This window comes from Flavobacterium rakeshii (assembly GCF_009741375.1).
Classification (GTDB): domain Bacteria; phylum Bacteroidota; class Bacteroidia; order Flavobacteriales; family Flavobacteriaceae; genus Flavobacterium; species Flavobacterium rakeshii.
This window is the reverse complement of the sequence record NZ_WOWP01000013.1, coordinates 216199-237107: the sequence shown is the minus strand read 5'-3', so window position 1 is coordinate 237107 and position 20909 is coordinate 216199. Positions and strand designations below refer to the sequence as shown.

The following is a 20909-nucleotide window of genomic DNA, read 5'->3' as shown; positions in this document are numbered from 1 at the left end:
TTTAATGCTCTATAATTTACATACCCATAACTACACGGCTAATAGCAACATATTTGAAATAGTAAACCGCTACCCTTATGAGGAAATAGATGTACCTTATTTCTCTACCGGTATACATCCCTGGTATATAGATTTAGAAAGGCTGGAGGAGCATTTAGCTGTAATTGACCAAAGGTTGGCAATGAATAATTGTCTTGCCCTTGGTGAGTGCGGACTGGATAAACGTATTGAAATACCCTTAAATGTGCAACAGGAAGTGTTTGAAAAACAGCTTCTGTTAGCAAAAAAACATCAAAAACCCGTAATTTTGCACTGCGTTGCCGCTTATCAGGAAGCAATAGCTATTAAAAAGCAGTTAAAAATTGAGGAGCCCATGATAATTCACGGGTTTTCTAAAAATGCTCAGGTAGCTAAGCAACTACTGGATAATGGTTTTTATATTTCGTTTGGAAAATACCTGTTGCGTAATCCCGAACTTTCGGCTGTGTTTGCTACAGTGCCTAACGACAGGTTTTTTATGGAGACCGATACTATTGAAGAAGGATTGGAACTGGTATATGAAAAGGCTGCAACCGCAAAAAATATAGATTTAGAAGAATTAAAGAATATAGTAAGCAATAATTTTAAAACCGTTTTTAAGAATGGCTGAATGGACCGAGAGAGCAGAGCTCTTATTTAAAAAAGAAGGGCTTGATAGATTAAAAAACGCAAAGGTAATGGTTGTGGGACTTGGTGGAGTAGGATCGTTTGCAGCCGAGTTTCTTGCCAGGGCAGGAGTAGGTAATATGACAATTGTTGATGGTGATACTGTAGATATTACAAATATTAACCGTCAGCTGCCGGCATTGCACTCTACCGTAGGAAAGCCAAAAGTACAAATAGTAGGTGACAGGCTTATGGATATTAACCCCGAGCTTAACCTTACAAGGATAGAGGAGTTCCTTTCTCCCGAAAGAGCTTTTGAGCTTGTAACGCCAGAGTTTGATTATGTACTGGATTGTATAGATAGTGTTACGCCAAAACTTAACCTTATTGTTGCAGCAAAAAGGAAGAAGGTAAAAATTATTAGCAATATGGGAGCAGGAGGGAAATACCTTGCTTCTAAGGTAAAAGTGGCCGACATTAGTAAAACCGAATATTGTCCGCTTGCTAAAAACATAAGGAAGCGTTTAAAGAAAGAAGGTATTACAAAAGGTGTAAAGGCGGTTTTCTCTACCGAAGAACCGGATCAGACAAGCCTTAAAATGACCGACGGTAAAAACTTTAAGAAGTCATTCTTTGGGACTAACAGCTGGATGCCTGCCCTGTTTGGGCTTCATGCCGCCGAAACCGTTGTAAAGTATATACTAAAGCATTAAAAAATCCCCGTTAAGGGGATTTTTTGTTTGTAATGTTAGTTAAGATAGGGTTAGCACCCTTTTTATAAAAGGGTATTTATTTTAATCCCGACTGGTTTGTGGTATCCTGTACGGGTTTCTTTTTAGAAGTTGTGTCCTTTTTTGGTAAGGCTATTGTAGGCTGTACACTAACAGGCTGTGTGTTTATAGGGGTAACCGTTGGAGTTTTCTTTCTCGTTGTGCGCGGTCTGGAAACTGTAGATGCCTCAGTTACTGTTATTGTGCTGTCGTTTGTCTGTGTTGCCTCTTCTTCAGGTAAAGAAGTAACTATTGGAATATAAATATCGGTAATCCATTCGGTAGTTTCTTTTGTATCGGCAGGGCCTTTAGTATATACCTCAAGGTACGGAAGCTCAAAATTCTCTTCCAGTTTGTTTTTCTTAATGTTTTTATAGGCAGCGTCCCAAGCTTTTTTAAGATGCCTGTAATCACCTTTTAAAGTCGTTTTAAGCGCATTGAAACGCTTTATTTGTCCTGCTTTGAATTCACTTCCTTCAGACATCAGTATTTCATCCTCAAGCGGAATACAGGTCATAAACACTGTACTATCTTTAGCTTCGTCAAAAATATAATAGTAGGTAAAAGGTTTACCGTTTGTAGCAATGTTATTATCGGTAACAAATTTGTTTACCTTGGCAAACATACCCGGCATTTTTTGCTGCATTTCAGATATCTTGCAGCTGGTGGAGTCGGCTATATAATAAGTTCCTTCTTTTGGCATAATACCGTCTACCTTTATTTCAAAAAAGTTGACACGGTTTACAAGCATGTAGTTAACCCTTTTAAGGCTATGGTTAATTAGGTTGGATACCTTTTTATCGGTTCCGCCTTTAAGTATGGCATAAGCCTTTTCCATAAAGCTAAGTTGTCCTTTCATTCTAAGGTTAACTTTAGTAGCTTCGGTTAAGGTGTCTTTAAATGTCCAGTGTACTTCAATATCTCTGTCGTTTAATACAGATGTTTGTGTTATGGAGTCGTTAGGAGAGGTGGCAAGGTTTTTTACACTGCCTGTAGCCCAGTTGGCATAGGCACCTTCGCCGGTGGTTGTGTCAGAGAAAGTATAGATAGCGGTAGTATCTTTTGTAAGAATCCCTGAGTTTTCCCAGTTTTTTAAATTTCCTACAAAGTTGTAAACAAGGTCTTTTGGAGCTTTTATGGTTAATTGTTCAGTAACATCATATTTACCGTTTTGGGTAGCTATAAATACAGTTCCTGCTATTGATGCCAGCAACAAGAGAAGGAAGAGGTACTTAACAATTTTCATATAGGCGGTGACTTTCTTATTTTACGTAAATGTATAAATTTCCTGTAAGAAAGCAAATAACTGTTACGTTTAAGTACTAAAAAGCAAAAAACTCCGTTTAACGGAGTTTTTTGTAATTTTAAAATGCCTTATTCACATTCTATAAAGTTTTCGGGATAAGGAGTCATACTTACCTTGTCTACAAGTATGTAAATATCATCCAGTTCAGTAAACAAATCAGCTTCTTCACTTTGTTTGCCACCTTTAAGTGTTTTCCTGTGAGTGGTTAATGTGTACTGCTGTACCTTATCTGTCACTGTATAGTTAAATGATATAAGGCTGTTGTAATTATTTTTAAACTGCACTTTCCAATGGTGCTGCTCTCCGTTTTTTCCGTCATATTTTAAGCGGAACTCAATTTTTGAGTAACAGCTTGTTTTTTGCCATTCTCCCCATCCGTTATTGGTTTGGGCAAAAGCAGTGTTTAAGGCAAAAAAGAAAAATGCGAGTAGTATAAACTTTTTCATGAGCATTGTTTTTTTATTGGAAATCTGTTGCGTTTACTCCCTCGTTAACCTTTATCTCAGCCGTTATAACCTCAGTTTGACCTGTAGGTGTTACTGTTTTGGTTTTAAAAGGGAAAGCAAGACCGTTTACTTTTCTGTAATCAGTAAAATATGAGGTGCTGCTTGTTGTTTCTATTGTTGCCGAGCTTGCTACAAGAAGACCCGATTCGACATCATAATAGTTTAACATGTCGGCATTGGTTTTAGCATCTTTGTAACTAATAACATAAGCTTCCTTTTTATCTACAAAACCTATGCCTTCCAGCCTTGCATTTGGATCTTTTAACGGAACAGAGTAATTATCTCTAAGTGTATTTCCGTTTTTAATAGACTCATACAGGGTTTTGTCCAGTTCGGTAGGTTCTAAGTCAGGCATTTTCATATACCCTCCGTTATCATTCACTACAAGGGTATAAGTTAGTTTGCCGTTTGTATAGCTTTGAATAAACATATCATTTTGACTTGTCATTTTAGAAACCACTTCAATTTTTGTGGTAGTGCCATTGTAATCGCTTAGCGTATTTGTTCTCGACATAAGGGTTTTTATGTTCCTTATCTTGTCTTCACCACCGGAAGCCGCAATATAATTATCAATAACCGACTTTACCGTTACATGGCTTGGTGCCGGATTGAATGCTCTTTTCTCTGCCGGTATGGCAAGTGCTTTTTTAACCTTTAAGTCAGACTGGTTTTGTGCCGTAAGTCCCGATGACATAGTTGGAGCAACCTCTTTTTTAGGAGCTACTGCTCTGGGAGTTGCCGCTACTGCAGGGCTATTATTAACAGGTTGTATAAGCTCTGTTCTTCCAAAATCAAAATAGTTAACTATTTGAAGCCCTTTTTTATACTGAATATAAATCGTATCTCTATCAATACCCTGAGGCCCCTGTTTTTTGATTAGGAACTTGTTTTCGCCTTCATGCAACGGTACCCGAATGTAGCTAATGGTAGCCGGCAGGGTTTGCCAGTTACGGGTATCGGCTTTTTCGGTTGCTGCTCCGGCAACATCGCCTCCCAGTTTAATAAGGTCTCCGGCGGTATCGCCAAAAAGCTCTTTACCTAGTGCGCCTAAACCTGCACTTGCTGCTTTTTTTGTAGCAAAACGAGCAACAAGATCTATGGTTTCACGAAGCATCCTGTCTTTAAGGCACTGTTTTGCAATAGGGTAAATGTCTTCGGCTAAGTTAAAAGGAACATCCTGATTGTTTACCTCTATGGCAGCATTACTGTAATAAGTACCCCTTTCCCTGTATTTAGGGATAGCTATGGCATTTACATTACCTATGTTAAAGCCTACAGGTATAGGAATAAATATTTCTTCCTGTGTGGCTCCGTCATAATAGGTGCCGTAAAAGAAACCATCGGTACCACTGGCAGTAATCACAATTTGATCTTTAGCCGGACCAAACCCGTTTTCCCAAAATACTATGGCTTCTCCAGTTGCTTTAGTAGCAGCATCGTCTGTAAGCTTGAACTTACTACTGTACTTTTCATAATCGTCCCTAAAGCCCATTAACTTAGAAGTCCTTAGCAGGTCTTTTTTAAGCTGTAGGGGAGTAGGTACATCAAAGTACATGTCGCCGTTTTTAGCATAAATCTCTTCGGCATTCCTGTAAGCAATATAGGCATTGTTTATATCGCCGGTACTTTCGTAAAGTATACCCTGCAGGATTTGAGAGAAGGCATCTTCACTATACCTGTTTTTGTTTTCCTTATACTTTTCATTGAGTTCATATAACTTAATGTTAATCCTTTTTGCCTCCACAAGGGCTTCGGCAGGTTGACCTAAATGAAAATAGTTAAGGGCTTTGTAATAATGAATAATTACCTTTTCAAAATCCTCACCTTTGTAGGGCTCGGCCATAGGATTGGTAAATTTCGCAGCTATGGCCTGTCCTGCATTGGTTTTGGTCATCCTGTCTTCAATCATGATGTAAGCCTCTTCAAAAAGAGTATTACTTGCCTCATAATTTCCGCTAAGATGCTCTACTTTTCCTTTTTCCAGCAGGTATAAAAGCCTGTTTCTGTTTTTGTTAAGGAATTTATTTTTATCAATGCCTGTTATGGCTTTATTAAAATCACCATTAAATAAATCGCTTTCAATATCTGCGGTTTTGGTGTTATAGGTACTACAGGATTGAAAGGCAATCAATAACAGTAGTAATGCCAGTTTTGCAGGCATTTTAAGTATGTTTTTGGTTGCTTTCATGTTGGTTGTTTATTTGGTGTTGAAACAAGAAATTACATGTTTTTCTTACCAATGTATTTTTTGATCTTTTTGTCACCAATCCATACTTTATCGTTAGTTTGGATATTGGTAAGCTCAAGGTCAACTTGGTAATAAACAGTTTTATCTTTAGATTTTTGATCTACAATAGAGTTTATTGTTCCCTGAAGCATGAAATCGGCACCGTTTTCAAGTCCGAATTTTTTCATGGTAGACTGAGAAGAGTAGTTTTGCTGATCGGCTCTTTCGGCTCTAATCTCTTCTCTCATTGGGCCACCCTGAACAAGTTTCATTCTTCCAGAGTTGATAATCTCTTTTTCAATGTCTTTAGAGAAAGTTTCGGTAGCAATATGTTCGTGTGATTTATTAGTAATCATACCAACAATAATAACCGGTTTTTTACCTCCGTTTTCGGCAGCATAAGTGCTGTACCAAGAGTGTGACATAAGTTCGGCAGTAATTTCTTCTGCAGTTAGTCTTGAATCGGTTTCGTTCCATCTTCCGCTTAGGTCGGTAACACTGTCTTCACTCATACGCTGAACTTTAGAAGCACAACTGGTTAGGGCTAATCCTAAAACAAAAGCTAAAATAAATTTGTAAGAAGTTTTCATAATTATTCGGTTTGATTAATAATTCAAAAATAGTTAAAAAAGGTTATTGTTAAAATAATACTAAAACCTCTTTACAACATTGATGCCATTTTTTTGGGAGCTAAATACCCGAAAGGGTATTTAGCTTATATTAATCCAATTAAATGTTTGTTTTTCAGGTGATTATTTTTTTGTAATTAATCGTTGAAAATACTACAGTCGTAATCAATCCAAAAATCAGCCTGTTCCTGATACAGGTAACCATAACCACAGTCTTCGGCAGCATTAATAAGATTTAGGGCTGCAGTTCTAACCGCGCTACAGGTAGAAGGTGTTGCATTGTCACTAAAAATTAGGGTTTTTTCATACAGAATATCTGCCAGTACTTCCAGCTGATCCAGGCAAACATCGTTACCGCTTACTTCTGTAGTTTCTTCTTCTTCACAAGATACAAATGCCACAGGTACAGTTAGTAGCATAAATAAGATCATGATTGATTTGATTGTCTTCATAATAAATTGATTTTAAGGTTAGTACTTTAAATTATTTATTACAAAGTTCCGTTTTAGGGGAAAGCAAAAAAATACCCATTGCTGGGTATTTTTACTACAAAAAAAATCAAAAAATGATTTGTTAATTCTACCAAAACTAAAAATCATATTTCCGTTCCATGGAATAGCGAAGGAGTTCGCTTTTACCATGCAGGCTTAATTTTTTAAGTATGTTTTTTCTGTGTGTGTCTACAGTTGTTTTTCCTATAAAAAGGAGATCGGCAATTTCCTGCGATGTTTTTCCCTGTCCTACAAGGTTAACAATTTCTTTTTCGCGTTTGCTTAAAGGTACATCGCCTTCGTCTTTTTTTGGAGTGGCAGCCTTGATGGAATCGTCAAAGAAAGTTTCCCCTTTCATAACCGCTCTAATGGCTGCTAATACTACTTTTAGGGAAGAGTTTTTCATAATATAACCGTCTACACCTGCGTGAGTCATTTGGCTAACGGCCTCTTCCTGTTCAAACATGCTAAAGGCAATAACCTTGCAGTTTGGGAACTCTTTCTTTATTTCTTTTGTAGCTGCAATGCCGTCGGTTTTCGGCATGCGTATATCGGTAATTACAATATCGGGTTTTTTGGAACGTACAATTTCCAACAGCTTTTCGCCGTCGTTAGCTTCACCTACAACTTTAATGTCATCTTCGTATTCAAGAAAAATCTTAATACCGTCTATAAGCGACTGATGATCTTCTGCAATAGCTAATCGTATCATATTGGTAAGTCTATTATTATGGTTGTGCCCTTACCAGGAGTGGAATCTATAGTAAAGGTGCCGCCAAGTTGTTCAACTTTTTTAGTAATGGTATTTAATCCCATTCCGTCTGAAGATGGTGCTGTAGTACTTTTAAATCCTACACCATTATCTTCTATTATGATATTGATATTGTCGTCGTGGTTAGTTAGCTGAATGGACGCCTCTGTTGCTTTAGAGTGCTTTATTATGTTGGTACTCAGCTCCTGAACCATCCGAAAGATAGCAATTTCAATTTTATTTTCCAATCTTTTATTAAAACCAACAGCAAGAACCTCAATGGTTAACTTGCCCGGAATAGATATTTTTCCTGCCATTTTCCTTATGGCAGGTATAAGACCTTCGTTAGCAAATACCCCTGCATTTTTAGCATGGGCTATAGTGCGTACTTTTTGATAGGCATCTTCTATTAGCTGATCAGTACGATCGTATAATTTATCTTCTTCTTCACGTATTTCGTTTTTACGCATACGAAGGTGTTCAAAGTTCATTTTTAGTGTAGCCAGCATACTGCCAAGATTGTCATGAAGATCGTTTGCAATACGCTCCCGTTCTTTTTCCTGCCCTTCAAGCATAAGGTCGATACTGTTAAGTTCAAACTCCTTTAATGCTTTTTCCAGTTTTTGCTGCTCTATAAGTTTTTCCTGTTTGGAAATATGTACCCGCCTGCGGGCATTTTTTATGATAAGGAAACCTATAACAAGACTCGCTATAAGCAGACCAATAAATATATATACCAAAATTTTACCTGTTTTAACTTCGTTGGTTAATACCTCATTTTGAAGTTCTTTTTCGCGTGTTTGGTATTTGGTTTCCATTTCAGAGATAGTAAGGCTCTGTTCCTGAGCGCTTATACTATCTTCAAAACTTTTATATTCAATATAAGCCTCATAGGCTTTTTTGTAGTCGTTTTTTTCGGCATAGTTGAGTGATAAAATTTTATTTATCACGCTTTTAATACCAATAGGGTATTCATTTATTGGTATGCTGTCGGCCGATTTTAAGAGTTGTATGGAGGTAGTATAGTTTCCTAAATAATAATATGAAGCTGCCTGATTTATGTAATTTGTACAGATGTCATAATTGTTATTGGGCTTGCTTTTTAGGTAAATAAGGTCTTTTTTAAGATAGAATAGTGCCGAATCGGGCTTGTTTAAAAAATCGTTGTATAAAGCAGCCAGATTGTTGTTTATTTGTGAATCAAGCTCTTTATTACCAAGCTTTTTATTTATTTGCTTAGCCTTTTGAAAGTATTCATAACTCTCTTCACTCTCTTCATATGATATTTTTGTAGAGGCTATTTCTATGTAAGCCTTGGCTAATTTTAATGAATCGTTACTTTTCCTAGCATAGTCCAAGTATTCGTTAAGGTATTTTTCGGGATTTAGTTTGTCGCTGTTTTTTTGCGACTTGATAAGGTAAGCAATATTAAGGTTTATTTGTATTGCCTGGTCTATAAGTCCTGCTTTATTGTACAGGTCGCGGGCAGACATGTAGTTTTGTAATGCTAAGGAGTCAATGTATTTGTAATCGTAAATTTTAGCTTTTAGTAAATGATACCATGCCCTGTTTTCTAAACCGGTGGTGTCTTTTTCCAGTAGCTTTAGTTTTTGTGTAGCCAGTTCCAGCCTGTTTTCATTAATATCGTTTTCTACCTCTTTAAATCCCGGCTGCTGGGCATAGGTCATGCCCATGACTGTTATAGCCATGAGCATGAATATAAGTTTTAATTTTTGTATACGTATTTTCAATGTTAAGGTCTTAAACTTCTTTTAATTATGGTTAAGCCTGCAGTTCTTGGTCTAATAAATGGTAGACCGTCTTCATCAGGAGTTTCGTCAATCAGGTTAGGAATATTAGATTTTGGTATAAATAAAGGGTTTAAGTCAGGTGCCTGATGGCGTGAATAAGTTAAACCGTTTTTTTTCATGTCATTATAAAGCATATTTGCTTTTCCATGAAAATATCCTGGATATGATGAGTTAAAGGTGTTATCGTGGAACAGGACAATTAAAGCGTCTTCAGCATCATAATCAAATGTTTCTGAACTGTAAGGAATTAAATCACTATTGTTAACCAGTAAGTTATGGTCAGCCAGGTTTGTTAGTAATGTTCCTCCGTTATCAGTTTTCTTTTTCATGAAAACTAAAATGGCACTTAAAAACTTCTGGTCACCGTTTTCGTCGATTATGGTTTGTGAGATGTCAAACTTCTGATAAAAATGATACTTGTTTAAAGGATCTTCTTTAGTGATGTGGAAGTCCAGGTTAAAGCTCCTTGATGCAGAGCTGTAAGTTCCTGATGTTTCATAGGGATTTGTTGCACTCATAATTTTTGTTTTAAAAGGTTGGTTATTATTGTTTTAAAATGTTGGTTTACAAAATTGTAACACAAAAGGTAAAAAAAAAATCCCCATTAGCGGGGATTTTTACTTTATTTTTTTAACAATTTTAGTAGGATTATTCTTTTACAAAGTATTTAATGCAAAACAAAATTGCTATAAATGCAAGGAAAGCTATTAGTATCCAGTAACTTCCTTTGTAATACTTTTTGTGGAGTTTAAGGTCTTTCCTGTAAACGTATATCATGGCTGCTACAAAAACTACAACGAAAAATGCAGCAAAATACAATTGGCCTGTACTAAACATGTTGAAATCTTTTTTGCAAAGCTACAATAAGCCTGTTTAATTTTCTATACTTTTAAAACTTAAAATACGATTATCATGAAAAAACAATTAGATGCCGTAAAGGAGTTTCACAGTGCTTTTGGATTAGGAATAAGCGAACAGCCTAAAGCCGATTTAGGAGAGGCTGTAAATATGCTAAGGTTTAACCTGATGAAAGAGGAGAACGAAGAATACCTTGAGGCTGTACAAAATAACGACCTTACCGAAATTGCCGATGCTCTTGGTGATATGCTTTATATTTTATGCGGAACTATTATTGAACACGGACTACAGCATAAAATTGAAGAGGTTTTTGACGAGATTCAGCGTAGTAATATGAGTAAACTGGGTGAAGATGGTAAGCCTATTTATCGTGAAGACGGTAAGGTAATGAAAGGACCTAACTACTTTAAACCTAACTTTGAAGAGATACTTAAATAGTATAGTAAACTACCGTATAAATAAAAAGCCTCAGCATTTGCTGAGGCTTTTTATTTATACCTAATGAGGTAATTATATTTTTACAGTCCAGCCAAAGGTATCTTCGGCAAGTTTGTACTGTATGTTGTTTAATTTCTCTTTAAGGAACAGTGCTACAGAGTTTTCCTGTTTTGGTAACTCGTAGTATTTCTCCTTGTAGCTAAAGCCTACAATAGGATTTACCACAGCGGCAGTACCTGCACCAAATACTTCCTGTAGAGTACCGTTTTCGGCAGCCTCCACAAGTTCGCTAACCAATACAGGGCGAACCTCTACGTTAATACCTTCTCTTTTAGCAACCTCAATAAGGCTCTTTCTGGTAACACCATCAAGTATCCTTTCGCTGGTTGGAGCAGTATAAAGAGTGTCGTTTATCCTGAAGAATACGTTCATTGTACCGGCTTCTTCAAGCTTGGTATGTGTAGCATCGTCAGTCCATATTACCTGTTGGTATCCCTGCTCGTTAGCTAACTTAGTAGGGTAGAACTGTGCTGAATAGTTACCTGCCGCTTTTGCAGCACCAATACCACCATTTGCAGCACGGCTAAAATGCTCGGCTATAAGTACTTTAACCTCTCCTGAGTAGTATGACTTAGCAGGAGAAAGTATAATCATGAATCGATAAAAATTAGCAGGAGCGGCTAAAACACCAGGTCCTGTTGCTATCATAAACGGACGGATATAAAGCGAATTACCTTTACCTTTTTTTACCCATGCCTTTTCAATTTCAATAAGCTTTTTAAGTCCGTCCATAAATACATTTTCAGGTACTTCAGGCATTGCAAGCCTTGTGGCCGACTTATTAAAACGCTCATAATTTTGATCCGGACGGAATAACCATACATCGTCATTTTCATCTTTATAGGCTTTCATACCTTCAAAAATGGCCTGACCGTAATGGAATACTTTTGCAGACGGATCTATTAAAAAAGGTTCATAAGGTTTGATAACAGGTTTATCCCACACACCGTTTTTGTAATCACAAATAAGCATGTGGTCGGTAAACACGTTGCCGAAAGTAAGATTCTCAAAATCAACTGAATCAATTTTAGAACCCGGGGCAAGGTTTACTGTAATGTCGTTTTCGTTCATTTATTAGATTAGTTATAATAGTAGTGTTCTTGCAAATTTACTAAAAAAAAGTCCAAAAAGCAGAATTTGTTAAAAAATACGCAGTAAAACGGGTGTAAATTATTGGATGTTAGAAAAATAAATAATGCTTAGCTTTTTGTGACCTTTATAATTTTCTGTATAAATTTGCATACACTAAACATAATTCGCTAAAAAAATGAAAAAATCATTATTTGCAGTGTCATTACTTTTGGCACTTACAGCCTGTAAAAACAATACAAATGTGGAATCAGAAGACACTGTTGTTGAAACGGAAAACGGAGCAATAAACATTGATACCGATTCTATTAACGAAGATGATACAACAGCAAACGATGGTTTATATGCATCTTTTGGCGATGAGATTGATGCTAATGAGGCATTAACAAACAAAGAAATGTTTGCTAAGTACAAAAGCCTTAAACCGGGCGATACGGTTAATGTAAAATTCCGCGCTCATATTAATGACGTTTGCCAAAAGAAAGGTTGCTGGATGTCGTTAGGTCTTGAGGATGAAAACGAATCTTTCGTGAAGTTTAAAGACTATGCATTCTTTGTGCCGTTAAACGCTGCAGGGCAGGACGCTGTTGTAAGCGGTAAAGCTTTTGTTAGTGAAATATCGGTAAGTGAGTTAAGGCATTATGCTAAAGACGGAGGTAAATCGGAAGCTGAGATTGCTAAGATTACTGAACCGGAAATAACATATGGCTTTATGGCCGATGGTGTTTTAATCACTAAATAATGGGAAGGAAGTTATTACCGGTATTGTCGGTCTTTATAATGCTGGCATCATGTAAAGATAAAACTGTAAAAGAAGCTGCTCCCGAGGCTGAAGTTCCTGTAAAGGAAACCAAAGCCGAAAAGAAATTTGAGATGTATGAAATGTCTCCAATGGCAGCTTTAATGGAACAGATGTATGTTGATAACATGAGGCTAAGGGAACGTATTATAAAAGGGGATACCATAGGGGCTTTTCCAAAACATTTTTTAAGGATACATACTACTTTGATGACTGATGAGTCAGATCGTGACTTGTTTTTTGAAGAGCATGCCAAGCAGTATATTGAGGCTCAAAAGCGTATTTATATTGATACGGTTAACGTTAAGGAACGCTTTAACGAAGGGGTAACCTCATGCCTTAGTTGTCACGCATCTAAATGTGGCGGTCCTATTCCAAGGATTAAAAAATTATACATTAAGTAATTGAAAAGAGAAATTATACAAACGCTGGACGGATCGGTAACGATACATCTTCCTGATATGAAGGAAAGTTACCACTCTAAATTTGGAGCGATTCAAGAGGCGTATCATGTTTTTATACAAAATGGGCTGACCTTACTACAGGATCGGCCTGTTTCTGTTTTAGAAATTGGCTTTGGTACAGGGCTTAATGCTTTTATTACTTTTTTGGAATCTGTTAAAACAGGGCAAAAAATTAAGTACACAGGGGTAGAAGCCTATCCGGTAGAGGCAGAGGAGGTAAAACTGCTTAACTATGTAGAGCAGCTTGAAGCGCAGCAATACAGTAGTGTTTTTGAGGCTATGCACGATGCCGAATGGGAAAAACAGGTTGAAATAAATGATAAGTTTACTTTACTAAAAAGAAAACAGTTTTTTAGTGAGATAGAAGATGTCGAATTGTATGATATTGTCTATTTTGATGCTTTTGGGTTTCATGCCCAACCCGAATTGTGGACTACTGAAATTTTTTCTAAAATGTATAAGGCTTTAAAACCCAATAGTGTACTGATAACCTATGCATGCAGAACAAGTATTAAGAAAGCCATGCAGGAAGCGGGTTTTACCACAGAAAAACTTCCCGGACCACCCGGAAAAAGAGAAATGCTAAGGGCTTTTAAGTATTAATATTATGTTAAAACTTTAAGTTAATTAAAATTTTAACGCAATCGATATAGTTAATTTTCATCTATATGTTGTTTTTATTATTATCTTTACATGCATTCTAATAGAAGCACTAACCATTTAACACAATATTATTTTTATTTTTAATTATGCCCAGAAGTATGTTTGCTTACACAAAAACGATTTTGGAAAACGTAAGTTTTGATCCAAAATTATTTTGTAAGGAAGTAGAAAAAGCGATTAAGCTGTTATTACCCTATGAAGTGGAACAGCTTGTAGACTGGCTTAATAATTTTACGACTGAAAAGCCTGAATTAAAAGCTTGTCTTATATATGTAGAACAATAAAAATTAAAGGAGCCCACAAGGCTCCTTTTTTATTTTTATGACCACTTTATAATTACTTATGAAGCGGAGAGGTAATCTCTACATTATGGAAGGCGATAGCCCCTCTAACAACTCCTGTTATAGTGGTACGTAATGCGTCTATAAGGTGCAGTTTAAGTTCTTTTTTGGAGTATATTAAACTCACTTCTCTCGATGGTCTTGGCTCGGTAAAATGACGTAGTTTTGATTTTGCTTTTTCACTCATGTCTAGCGTATGCAGGTAAGGTAACAATGTCATACCTAAACCTTCGTCGGCAAGTTTAACCATCGTCTCAAAGCTGCCGCTCTCCAGGTGGAAACGGTTTTGCTGAGGCAGTGATGCCGCCTTACAAATATTCAGCACATTGTTACGGAAACAATGTCCGTCCTGTAATAGCAGTATATTATTTAAGTTGTCTTCAAGATCTTTTACACTAAACTCTTTTTTGCCAAAAGCAGGGTTGTTTTCCGGTATGTAAGCCACAAAGGGTTCGTAGTACAATACTACTTCCTTAATACTTTCTTCGCTAAGCGGGGTAGCTGCTATTGCTGCATCAAGTTGCCCGCTTTTCAGCATTTTTATAATCTCCTCGGTAGTACGCTCTTCAATAATAAGGTTTACCTTAGGGTACTTATTGGTAAAGTTGGTGATAAACATAGGGAGTAGGGTAGGCATAACCGTTGGTATAATACCTATTTTAAAGTCTCCGCCTATGTAGCCTTTTTGTTGGTCTACTATGTCTTTAATACGGTTAGACTCGTTAACAATACTCCTTGCCTGTGTTACAATTTGCTGACCTACGTCGGTTAACTGAATAGGCTTTTTACCCCTGTCAAAAATTTGTACATCCAGTTCTTCCTCCAGTTTTTGTATTTGCATACTCAGGGTAGGCTGGGTTACAAAGCATTTTTCGGCAGCGAGTGTAAAGTTTTTGTATTCGGCTACAGCCAGTACATAGTGCAATTGGGTTATGGTCATTCCTAAAAAGTATTAAGTATAGATTTTTATGATAAAATTATAAAAATCATCGATAACGCTTATATTTTTTTTAAGGTTATTTTCTGTAACTTTGAGAGTATAGATAACCTAAAAATAATAAAACAAGTAAAACATGAAAACGAAAAAAGAGAAGGAACAAGCCACGAACATATTAGGTTTACCGGTAAAAGAAACCGAAGTTATTGCAGCAGAGTTAAATATACTTTTATCTAACTTCCAGGTATATTACCAAAACCTGAGAGGAATACACTGGAATATTCGCGGTAAACGTTTTTTTGACCTGCACGTAAAATTTGAAGAACTTTATAATGATGCCCAGCTAAAAATAGATATGATAGCAGAAAGGGTACTTACACTGGGAGGAACACCTTTACATACTTTTGAAGATTATATTAAAAATAACAGACTGCAGGTAGGTAAAAACGTTTCTAAAGATGTAGATGCTGTTCAGCTTATTATGACCTCTTTAAGCGATTTATTAAAGATAGAAAGGGTGATACTTGACGAAAGTGATAAAATTAATGACGAGGGTACTAACTCTATGATGAGTGATTTTATTACCGAGCAGGAAAAAACCATCTGGATGATGAAGGCTTGGAGCGAAGAGGAAATTTAACATACGGATTCAAAACTTATTTAGAACCGTTTAAAATATATTCGCTATTTTAGCAATGTGAAATTTCTTGTAAAAATAGTAATATTCCTTTTCCTGTCATTCCTGGCAACCCCTACGGTTATAAGCCTTTTGGAAGATGACACGGATATTTCTATGGTATACAGTCTTAACGAAGAAGAGATTCACAAAGAAATAAAAGAGATTAAAGCCGGACCCGAAACCGAGTTCGAGATGCCTTTTATTATAGTTGAAAAAAAATCTAAAGTTATAAATTCAAAATATCTCCTTAGGCTTGATAATGCCTTTGGAGATATTTTTTCTCCACCTCCCGAAACGGTATAATTCAATTACTGCCGCTATTTTTATATAGCTGGTTTTGAGTGAAATGTCTGTTTGTTACAGATGTTTAATACTGTATTAATTGTATTATATCTTATCGGTTATGACAAAAAAGAATAATCTTTTTGCCAATTTTAAGTCTGATTTTCCTTCAGGTCTCGTTGTTTTTTTAGTAGCATTGCCACTGTGTTTAGGTATTGCCCTTGCTTCGGGTGCACCACCTTTATCGGGTATTATTGCCGGTGTGGTAGGTGGTATTGTAATAGGTTCCCTTAGTAACTCACACATAAGTGTATCGGGTCCTGCTGCGGGGCTTATTGCCATAGTGTTAACAGCCATCGCTACCCTTGGCTCATTTGAGGCATTTTTGCTTGCTGTATTCCTTTCGGGGGTAATTCAGTTAGCATTGGGCTTTTTAAGGGCGGGTAGTATCTCCAATTATATCCCTGCTAATGTGATAGAGGGGATGCTTGCGGGTATTGGGGTTATTATTATTATCAAACAGATGGAACACGCCGTGGGGTATGATAAAAGCTATGACGGTAACGAGTCACTTTTCAGGCTGGATGGTGGTAATCCTTTTTCGGATATCCCAGATATTCTTCAGCGTTTTGAAGGGGGAGCAGTTATTATTACTATTATATCTCTGCTTATACTAATTGTATGGGAGAGAGTCCCTGCGCTAAAAAAACTGAAACTGTTACCGGGTGCCCTTGTGGCGGTAATCGTCGGTATACTACTTAACGAGATATTTACAAGAACGGGAAGTCATTTTGCTTTAGGCACTGAGCACCTGGTTACATTACCTGTGCCGGAGTCTTTTAGTGATATAGCCGGTTTTATAATCACTCCTGATTTTTCTGTTATTGCTAATCCCGATGTTTGGATATCGGCAGCTACCATAGCCGTAGTAGCATCGGTAGAGACATTGCTTTGTATTGAGGCTTCCGACAGGATGGACGTACAAAAACGTTATACAGATACTAACAGGGAGCTAAAGGCTCAGGGGATAGGTAATATGGTGAGCGGGTTTATTGGCGGACTGCCTATTACATCGGTAGTGGTACGTTCTTCTGCTAATGCCAGCTCGGGCGCAAAAACCAAGATGTCGGCAGTAATTCACGGATTTTTATTACTGATATGTGTACTTGCCATTCCATTTGTGCTAAACAAAATTCCGTTTGCTACCTTAGCAGCTGTACTGTTGCTTATTGGTTACAAACTGGCAAACCCTGCTAAGCTGAAACTGTTTTGGAAAAAAGGTAAATACCAGCTTGTACCATTTGTGGCTACACTTATTGCCGTTGTGGCGATAGATCTTTTAAAAGGTGTGGCAATAGGTATGGCAATAAGTATAATATTTATCCTGAAAGGTAACCTTAAAAGGGCTTACCATTTCAGGAAAGAACAGTATGAAGAAGGCGATATAATACACATAGACCTTGCGCAGGAAGTGTCTTTCCTTAACAAGGCGGCAATAAAATCTACCTTAAACGATATTCCTCAAAACTCAAAAGTGGTTATAAACGCATCTGAAACAGAGTATATAGCCCATGATGTGCAGGATTTAATAAAAGAATTTAAAAATATACGCGCTAAAGAGAATAACATAAAGGTACAGCTGGTGGGCTTTAAAGATGCCTATGAACTGGATGATACTACAGAACATGTTTTCTTTGAACACGCAAAAAGGAACAATAAAAACAACTAAGTTTACAAAGAATATAATTTACTAGAATAAATATGAGCGAGTTTTATAAACAGTTATTAGAGAACAACAAGAAATGGGTTGAGAGCAAAATTGACAATGACCCTGAATATTTTGCAAGACTTGCCGAGGGGCAGTCACCACCGTTGTTATGGATAGGATGCAGTGACAGCCGTGTACCTGCAAATGAGATTGTAGGCGCACAACCGGGAGAGGTGTTTGTACACCGTAATATTGCCAATATGGTTGTTCACTCTGATATGAACATGCTTAGCGTACTGGATTATGCTGTTAACGTACTTAAAGTAAAGCACGTTATTGTGTGCGGACATTATGGTTGTGGAGGTGTTAAGGCTGCTATGGGTAATGCTTCGATAGGGTTAATTGATAACTGGATTAGGCATATTAAAGATGTGTACCGTCATCATAAAACATACCTTGATTCAATTGTGAACGAGGACGACCGTTTTAACACCTTTGTAGAGATAAACGTAAAAGAGCAGGTGTATGACCTTGCCAAAACATCTATCGTACAGGGTGCATGGAAAAACGGACAGTCGCTTCACCTTCACGGATGGGTATACGGAGTAGGCTCGGGGATTGTAAAAGACCTTGGCGTTAACGTAAGCGATAACAACGATCTGGATAAGGTATACCGCCTTAGCCTGTAACAATAAAAAAGGGACGCTGTTAAGCGTCCCTTTTTATTTTTATATCTATTATTATTCACTATCCTTTTCAGGCGTTTGGTTCCTGAAAACCAGGTTACCGTCAAAACTATCCAGTAGTATAATACTATCGGTGGTAACCTTACCGCTAAGAATTTCTTTAGACAGCTCGTTCATTACCTCTTTTTGTATTACACGTTTTACAGGACGTGCTCCAAAATCAGGATCGTAACCTCGTTTGGCAAGGTAATCAATAGCTTCCGGAGTAGCATCCAGCGTAATGTTTTGCTTAGACAACAGTTTGGTAACCGATTTAAGCTGAAGGCTTACAATCTCCCTGATGTTATCCTGTGAAAGCGGAGTGAACATTACAATATCGTCAATACGATTTATAAACTCCGGTCTTACGGTTTGTTTTAGCAATCCAAGTACTTCGGTTTTAGCCGCCTCTGTAGCTGCTTCAATACCGCCTTTAAGGTTTTCAAATTTCTCCTGTATAATACCGCTACCCATGTTTGAGGTCATTATGATAATGGTATTCCTAAAGTCGGCTAAGCGGCCTTTATTATCCGTTAAACGACCTTCATCAAGCACCTGTAGCAGGATGTTAAAGGTATCAGGGTGGGCTTTCTCTATCTCATCAAGCAGTACCACGCTGTATGGTTTTCTCCTTACGGCTTCGGTAAGCTGTCCGCCCTCATCATACCCCACATATCCCGGAGGCGCACCTACAAGCCTGCTCACACTGTGACGCTCCTGATATTCGCTCATGTCAATACGGGTCATAGCATTTTCATCATCAAACAGGTAGGAGGCAAGGGCTTTAGCAAGTTCGGTTTTACCCACACCGGTTGTACCAAGGAACAGGAACGAACCTATAGGTTTCTTTTGATCCTGTAAACCTGCACGGCTACGCCTTACGGCATCGCTCACGGCCTGTATAGCTTCTTCCTGGCCCACAACACGTTTGTGCAGTTCTTCTTCAAGATGAAGTAGTTTTTCGCGCTCACTCTGTAGCATCTTAGTTACCGGTATACCAGTCCATTTAGCAACAACTTCGGCAATATCCTCATTGGTAACTTCCTCTTTGATAAGGCTGTTTCCTTTTTGGCTCTCCTGAAGCTGTTTCTCCATTTCGTCCAGTTTCTCCTGAGCCTCTTTGATTTTACCATAACGAAGCTCGGCTACTTTACCATAATCACCTTCACGTTCGGCACGTTCGGCTTCCAGTTTAAAGTTCTCCACCTCTGTTTTTGTAGCCTGAATATTATCTACAATATCTTTTTCGCTTTTCCAGCGGGCATATATCTCGTTGCGCTCTTCCTTAAGGTTAGCCAGTTCCAATCCTAACGATTTCAGTTTTGTCTCGTCGTTTTCACGTTTAATGGCCTCAATCTCAATTTCAAGCTGCATTATTTTACGATCCAGTACATCCAGTTCTTCTGGTTTGGAATTGATTTCCATACGTAGTTTGGACGCTGCCTCATCCATAAGGTCGATAGCCTTATCGGGCAGGAAACGGTTGGTAATATAACGTTGCGAAAGCTCCACCGCTGCTATAATAGCATCATCTTTAATACGCACCTGGTGGTGGGTTTCATATTTCTCTTTAATACCACGAAGTATGGAAATAGCACTTTCGGTATCCGGTTCGTCTACCAATACTTTTTGGAAACGACGTTCCAGAGCTTTGTCTTTCTCAAAGTATTTTTGGTACTCATCAAGCGTAGTGGCACCTATAGCTCTTAGTTCACCACGGGCAAGGGCAGGTTTTAGGATGTTTGCGGCATCCATAGCGCCTTCACCACCACCTGCTCCAACAAGTGTATGGATCTCGTCTATAAACAGTACGATATCACCTTCGGCAGAAGTTACTTCCTTCACAACCGATTTAAGCCTTTCTTCAAACTCACCTTTGTATTTTGCACCTGCAATAAGGGCACCCATATCCAGCGAGTAAACAATTTTGTTTTTAAGATTTTCGGGCACATCACCCTGAATGATACGGTGTGCCAAACCTTCGGCTATAGCGGTTTTACCCACACCAGGCTCACCCACAAGCATTGGGTTGTTTTTGGTTCGCCTTGAAAGTATTTGCAGCACACGGCGTATTTCTTCATCACGACCAATTACCGGATCCAGCTTTCCGTCGTTAGCCAACTGGTTAAGGTTTTTGGCATATTTGTTTAGTGAGTTGTAGGTTTCCTCGGCACTGGCCGATGTTACTCTCTCTCCTTTTCGAAGTTCGTCAATAGCAGCTTTAAGACCTTTTTCGGTAACGCCCTGATCTTTTAAAATTTGAGCTACTTTACTTTTTGAGTTGAAAATAGCCAGTAACAGATGCTCTATGGAAACGAACTCGTCGTTCATTTTACGGGCAATGTTTGATGCCTCGGTCAATGCAGTAGCCGCATCGCGGGATAACGACATTTCGCCTCCCGATACTTTTGGGAAACTTTGCAGGGTACTGTCCAGTATTTGCTGAAACAGTTGTACATTTACATTAAGTTTTTTAAGTAAGAACGGAGTCACATTTTCGTCTACTTCAAGAATAGCCTTTATAATGTGCTCGTTTTCAATTTGCTGATGGCCATAACCCTGAGCAATTTGCTGTGCTCTTTGTATGGCTTCCTGTGATTTTATTGTATAATTATTAAAGTTCATATTCGAATTGTTTAAATTTGATATGCTTTATTCAATTTATATTCCAATAAGTAAAATCTGACGAAATGTCGGTTTTTGCTGGAAAAATTAATTTTTAAACAGACA

At 37.7% G+C, this 20909-nt stretch carries 22 protein-coding genes; 11 read left to right on the top strand and 11 right to left on the bottom strand.

What is annotated here, in order from left to right; translation table 11 throughout:
- Nucleotides 1–4 precede the first annotated feature (4 nt).
- The gene (locus GN157_RS04895; RefSeq protein ID WP_157481989.1) at nt 5–649 is read left to right on the top strand and encodes a TatD family hydrolase; all 645 of its coding nucleotides are present in this window, start codon (nt 5–7) and stop codon (nt 647–649) included.
- Entirely contained in the window at nt 642–1358 is a 717-nt protein-coding gene (locus GN157_RS04890; protein WP_157481988.1) for a tRNA threonylcarbamoyladenosine dehydratase, read from the top strand. Before GN157_RS04895 ends, GN157_RS04890 begins: the two co-directional genes overlap by 8 nt.
- 76 nt (nt 1359–1434) lie before the next feature.
- On the opposite strand, the gene GN157_RS04885 is transcribed toward GN157_RS04890, so the two are convergent.
- The 8 genes from GN157_RS04885 to GN157_RS04850 form a co-directional block, all read right to left on the bottom strand.
- Entirely contained in the window at nt 1435–2661 is a 1227-nt protein-coding gene (locus GN157_RS04885; RefSeq protein ID WP_157481987.1) for a GyrI-like domain-containing protein, read from the bottom strand.
- 128 nt (nt 2662–2789) lie between these two features.
- Nucleotides 2790–3167: a hypothetical protein gene (locus GN157_RS04880; protein WP_157481986.1), complete on the bottom strand. Its 378-nt coding sequence runs from the start codon at nt 3165–3167 to the stop codon at nt 2790–2792.
- Between the two features lie 13 nt (nt 3168–3180).
- Nucleotides 3181–5415, bottom strand: a complete 2235-nt coding sequence (locus GN157_RS04875; protein ID WP_157481985.1) for a COG3014 family protein — start codon at nt 5413–5415, stop codon at nt 3181–3183.
- 32 nt (nt 5416–5447) lie between these two features.
- Nucleotides 5448–6044 (bottom strand): penicillin-binding protein activator LpoB, encoded by a 597-nt coding sequence (locus GN157_RS04870; protein WP_157481984.1) that lies wholly within the window; start codon nt 6042–6044, stop codon nt 5448–5450.
- 176 nt (nt 6045–6220) lie between these two features.
- Complete coding sequence (locus GN157_RS04865) at nt 6221–6535, bottom strand: hypothetical protein (protein WP_157481983.1); 315 nt, start codon at nt 6533–6535, stop codon at nt 6221–6223.
- A 136-nt stretch (nt 6536–6671) separates the two neighbouring features.
- Nucleotides 6672–7286: a response regulator gene (locus GN157_RS04860; protein WP_157481982.1), complete on the bottom strand. Its 615-nt coding sequence runs from the start codon at nt 7284–7286 to the stop codon at nt 6672–6674.
- Nucleotides 7283–9034: a sensor histidine kinase gene (locus tag GN157_RS04855; protein ID WP_197429395.1), complete on the bottom strand. Its 1752-nt coding sequence runs from the start codon at nt 9032–9034 to the stop codon at nt 7283–7285. The genes GN157_RS04860 and GN157_RS04855 overlap by 4 nt, the downstream gene beginning before the upstream one ends.
- Nucleotides 9035–9078: 44 nt before the next feature.
- Nucleotides 9079–9654 (bottom strand): hypothetical protein, encoded by a 576-nt coding sequence (locus GN157_RS04850; protein ID WP_157481980.1) that lies wholly within the window; start codon nt 9652–9654, stop codon nt 9079–9081.
- A 394-nt stretch (nt 9655–10048) separates the two neighbouring features.
- Between GN157_RS04850 and GN157_RS04845 the strand changes: the two genes are divergently transcribed.
- Entirely contained in the window at nt 10049–10432 is a 384-nt protein-coding gene (locus GN157_RS04845; protein ID WP_157481979.1) for a pyrophosphohydrolase domain-containing protein, read from the top strand.
- Between the two features lie 72 nt (nt 10433–10504).
- Here the strand turns inward: GN157_RS04845 and GN157_RS04840 are convergent, their stop codons facing one another.
- Entirely contained in the window at nt 10505–11563 is a 1059-nt protein-coding gene (locus tag GN157_RS04840; RefSeq protein WP_157481978.1) for a branched-chain amino acid aminotransferase, read from the bottom strand.
- Nucleotides 11564–11759: 196 nt separating this feature from the next.
- On the opposite strand from GN157_RS04840, the gene GN157_RS04835 reads away from it, so the two are divergent.
- The 4 genes from GN157_RS04835 (at nt 11760) to GN157_RS04820 (ending at nt 13791) form a co-directional block, all read left to right on the top strand.
- On the top strand, nt 11760–12323 hold the full coding sequence (locus GN157_RS04835) for a DUF4920 domain-containing protein (RefSeq protein ID WP_157481977.1): 564 nt from the start codon (nt 11760–11762) through the stop codon (nt 12321–12323).
- Nucleotides 12323–12784 carry a hypothetical protein gene (locus GN157_RS04830; RefSeq protein ID WP_157481976.1) on the top strand — a complete coding sequence of 154 codons (462 nt, stop codon included), beginning with the start codon at nt 12323–12325 and terminating at the stop codon, nt 12782–12784. The genes GN157_RS04835 and GN157_RS04830 overlap by 1 nt, the downstream gene beginning before the upstream one ends.
- Nucleotides 12785–13447 carry a tRNA (5-methylaminomethyl-2-thiouridine)(34)-methyltransferase MnmD gene (gene mnmD, locus GN157_RS04825; RefSeq protein WP_157481975.1) on the top strand — a complete coding sequence of 221 codons (663 nt, stop codon included), beginning with the start codon at nt 12785–12787 and terminating at the stop codon, nt 13445–13447. It abuts the gene before it with no gap.
- A 146-nt stretch (nt 13448–13593) separates the two neighbouring features.
- Nucleotides 13594–13791: a hypothetical protein gene (locus GN157_RS04820; RefSeq protein WP_157481974.1), complete on the top strand. Its 198-nt coding sequence runs from the start codon at nt 13594–13596 to the stop codon at nt 13789–13791.
- 52 nt (nt 13792–13843) lie between these two features.
- Here GN157_RS04820 and GN157_RS04815 read toward each other — a convergent pair whose 3' ends face one another.
- Nucleotides 13844–14788 (bottom strand): LysR substrate-binding domain-containing protein, encoded by a 945-nt coding sequence (locus tag GN157_RS04815; protein WP_157481973.1) that lies wholly within the window; start codon nt 14786–14788, stop codon nt 13844–13846.
- Between the two features lie 133 nt (nt 14789–14921).
- On the opposite strand from GN157_RS04815, the gene GN157_RS04810 reads away from it, so the two are divergent.
- The 4 genes from GN157_RS04810 (at nt 14922) to can (ending at nt 18143) form a co-directional block, all read left to right on the top strand.
- Nucleotides 14922–15425 (top strand): Dps family protein, encoded by a 504-nt coding sequence (locus GN157_RS04810; protein ID WP_157481972.1) that lies wholly within the window; start codon nt 14922–14924, stop codon nt 15423–15425.
- Nucleotides 15426–15482: 57 nt separating this feature from the next.
- Nucleotides 15483–15767 (top strand): hypothetical protein, encoded by a 285-nt coding sequence (locus GN157_RS04805; RefSeq protein ID WP_035131895.1) that lies wholly within the window; start codon nt 15483–15485, stop codon nt 15765–15767.
- A gap of 100 nt (nt 15768–15867) precedes the next feature.
- Nucleotides 15868–17475, top strand: coding sequence for a SulP family inorganic anion transporter (locus GN157_RS04800; RefSeq protein WP_157481971.1), 1608 nt, complete (start codon nt 15868–15870; stop codon nt 17473–17475).
- 32 nt (nt 17476–17507) lie between these two features.
- On the top strand, nt 17508–18143 hold the full coding sequence (gene can / locus GN157_RS04795; protein ID WP_157481970.1) for a carbonate dehydratase: 636 nt from the start codon (nt 17508–17510) through the stop codon (nt 18141–18143).
- A gap of 51 nt (nt 18144–18194) precedes the next feature.
- Here the strand turns inward: can and clpB are convergent, their stop codons facing one another.
- Nucleotides 18195–20804, bottom strand: coding sequence for an ATP-dependent chaperone ClpB (gene clpB, locus GN157_RS04790; protein WP_157481969.1), 2610 nt, complete (start codon nt 20802–20804; stop codon nt 18195–18197).
- Nucleotides 20805–20909 lie beyond the last annotated feature (105 nt).

Excerpts from the sequence above, each read along its gene's own strand:
- GN157_RS04885 (WP_157481987.1), bottom strand. The coding sequence starts at position 2,661 with ATGAAAATTGTTAAGTACCTCTTCCTTCTCTTGTTGCTGGCATCAATA.
- clpB (WP_157481969.1), bottom strand. The coding sequence starts at position 20,804 with ATGAACTTTAATAATTATACAATAAAATCACAGGAAGCCATACAAAGA.
- GN157_RS04810 (WP_157481972.1), top strand. The coding sequence starts at position 14,922 with ATGAAAACGAAAAAAGAGAAGGAACAAGCCACGAACATATTAGGTTTA.
- GN157_RS04895 (WP_157481989.1), top strand. The coding sequence starts at position 5 with ATGCTCTATAATTTACATACCCATAACTACACGGCTAATAGCAACATA.
- GN157_RS04870 (WP_157481984.1), bottom strand. The coding sequence starts at position 6,044 with ATGAAAACTTCTTACAAATTTATTTTAGCTTTTGTTTTAGGATTAGCC.
- GN157_RS04840 (WP_157481978.1), bottom strand. The coding sequence starts at position 11,563 with ATGAACGAAAACGACATTACAGTAAACCTTGCCCCGGGTTCTAAAATT.
- GN157_RS04835 (WP_157481977.1), top strand. The coding sequence starts at position 11,760 with ATGAAAAAATCATTATTTGCAGTGTCATTACTTTTGGCACTTACAGCC.
- GN157_RS04850 (WP_157481980.1), bottom strand. The coding sequence starts at position 9,654 with ATGAGTGCAACAAATCCCTATGAAACATCAGGAACTTACAGCTCTGCA.
- GN157_RS04875 (WP_157481985.1), bottom strand. The coding sequence starts at position 5,415 with ATGAAAGCAACCAAAAACATACTTAAAATGCCTGCAAAACTGGCATTA.
- GN157_RS04860 (WP_157481982.1), bottom strand. The coding sequence starts at position 7,286 with ATGATACGATTAGCTATTGCAGAAGATCATCAGTCGCTTATAGACGGT.
- GN157_RS04890 (WP_157481988.1), top strand. The coding sequence starts at position 642 with ATGGCTGAATGGACCGAGAGAGCAGAGCTCTTATTTAAAAAAGAAGGG.
- GN157_RS04865 (WP_157481983.1), bottom strand. The coding sequence starts at position 6,535 with ATGAAGACAATCAAATCAATCATGATCTTATTTATGCTACTAACTGTA.
- GN157_RS04800 (WP_157481971.1), top strand. The coding sequence starts at position 15,868 with ATGACAAAAAAGAATAATCTTTTTGCCAATTTTAAGTCTGATTTTCCT.
- GN157_RS04845 (WP_157481979.1), top strand. The coding sequence starts at position 10,049 with ATGAAAAAACAATTAGATGCCGTAAAGGAGTTTCACAGTGCTTTTGGA.
- GN157_RS04820 (WP_157481974.1), top strand. The coding sequence starts at position 13,594 with ATGCCCAGAAGTATGTTTGCTTACACAAAAACGATTTTGGAAAACGTA.
- can (WP_157481970.1), top strand. The coding sequence starts at position 17,508 with ATGAGCGAGTTTTATAAACAGTTATTAGAGAACAACAAGAAATGGGTT.
- GN157_RS04880 (WP_157481986.1), bottom strand. The coding sequence starts at position 3,167 with ATGAAAAAGTTTATACTACTCGCATTTTTCTTTTTTGCCTTAAACACT.
- GN157_RS04815 (WP_157481973.1), bottom strand. The coding sequence starts at position 14,788 with ATGACCATAACCCAATTGCACTATGTACTGGCTGTAGCCGAATACAAA.
- GN157_RS04855 (WP_197429395.1), bottom strand. The coding sequence starts at position 9,034 with ATGGCTATAACAGTCATGGGCATGACCTATGCCCAGCAGCCGGGATTT.
- GN157_RS04830 (WP_157481976.1), top strand. The coding sequence starts at position 12,323 with ATGGGAAGGAAGTTATTACCGGTATTGTCGGTCTTTATAATGCTGGCA.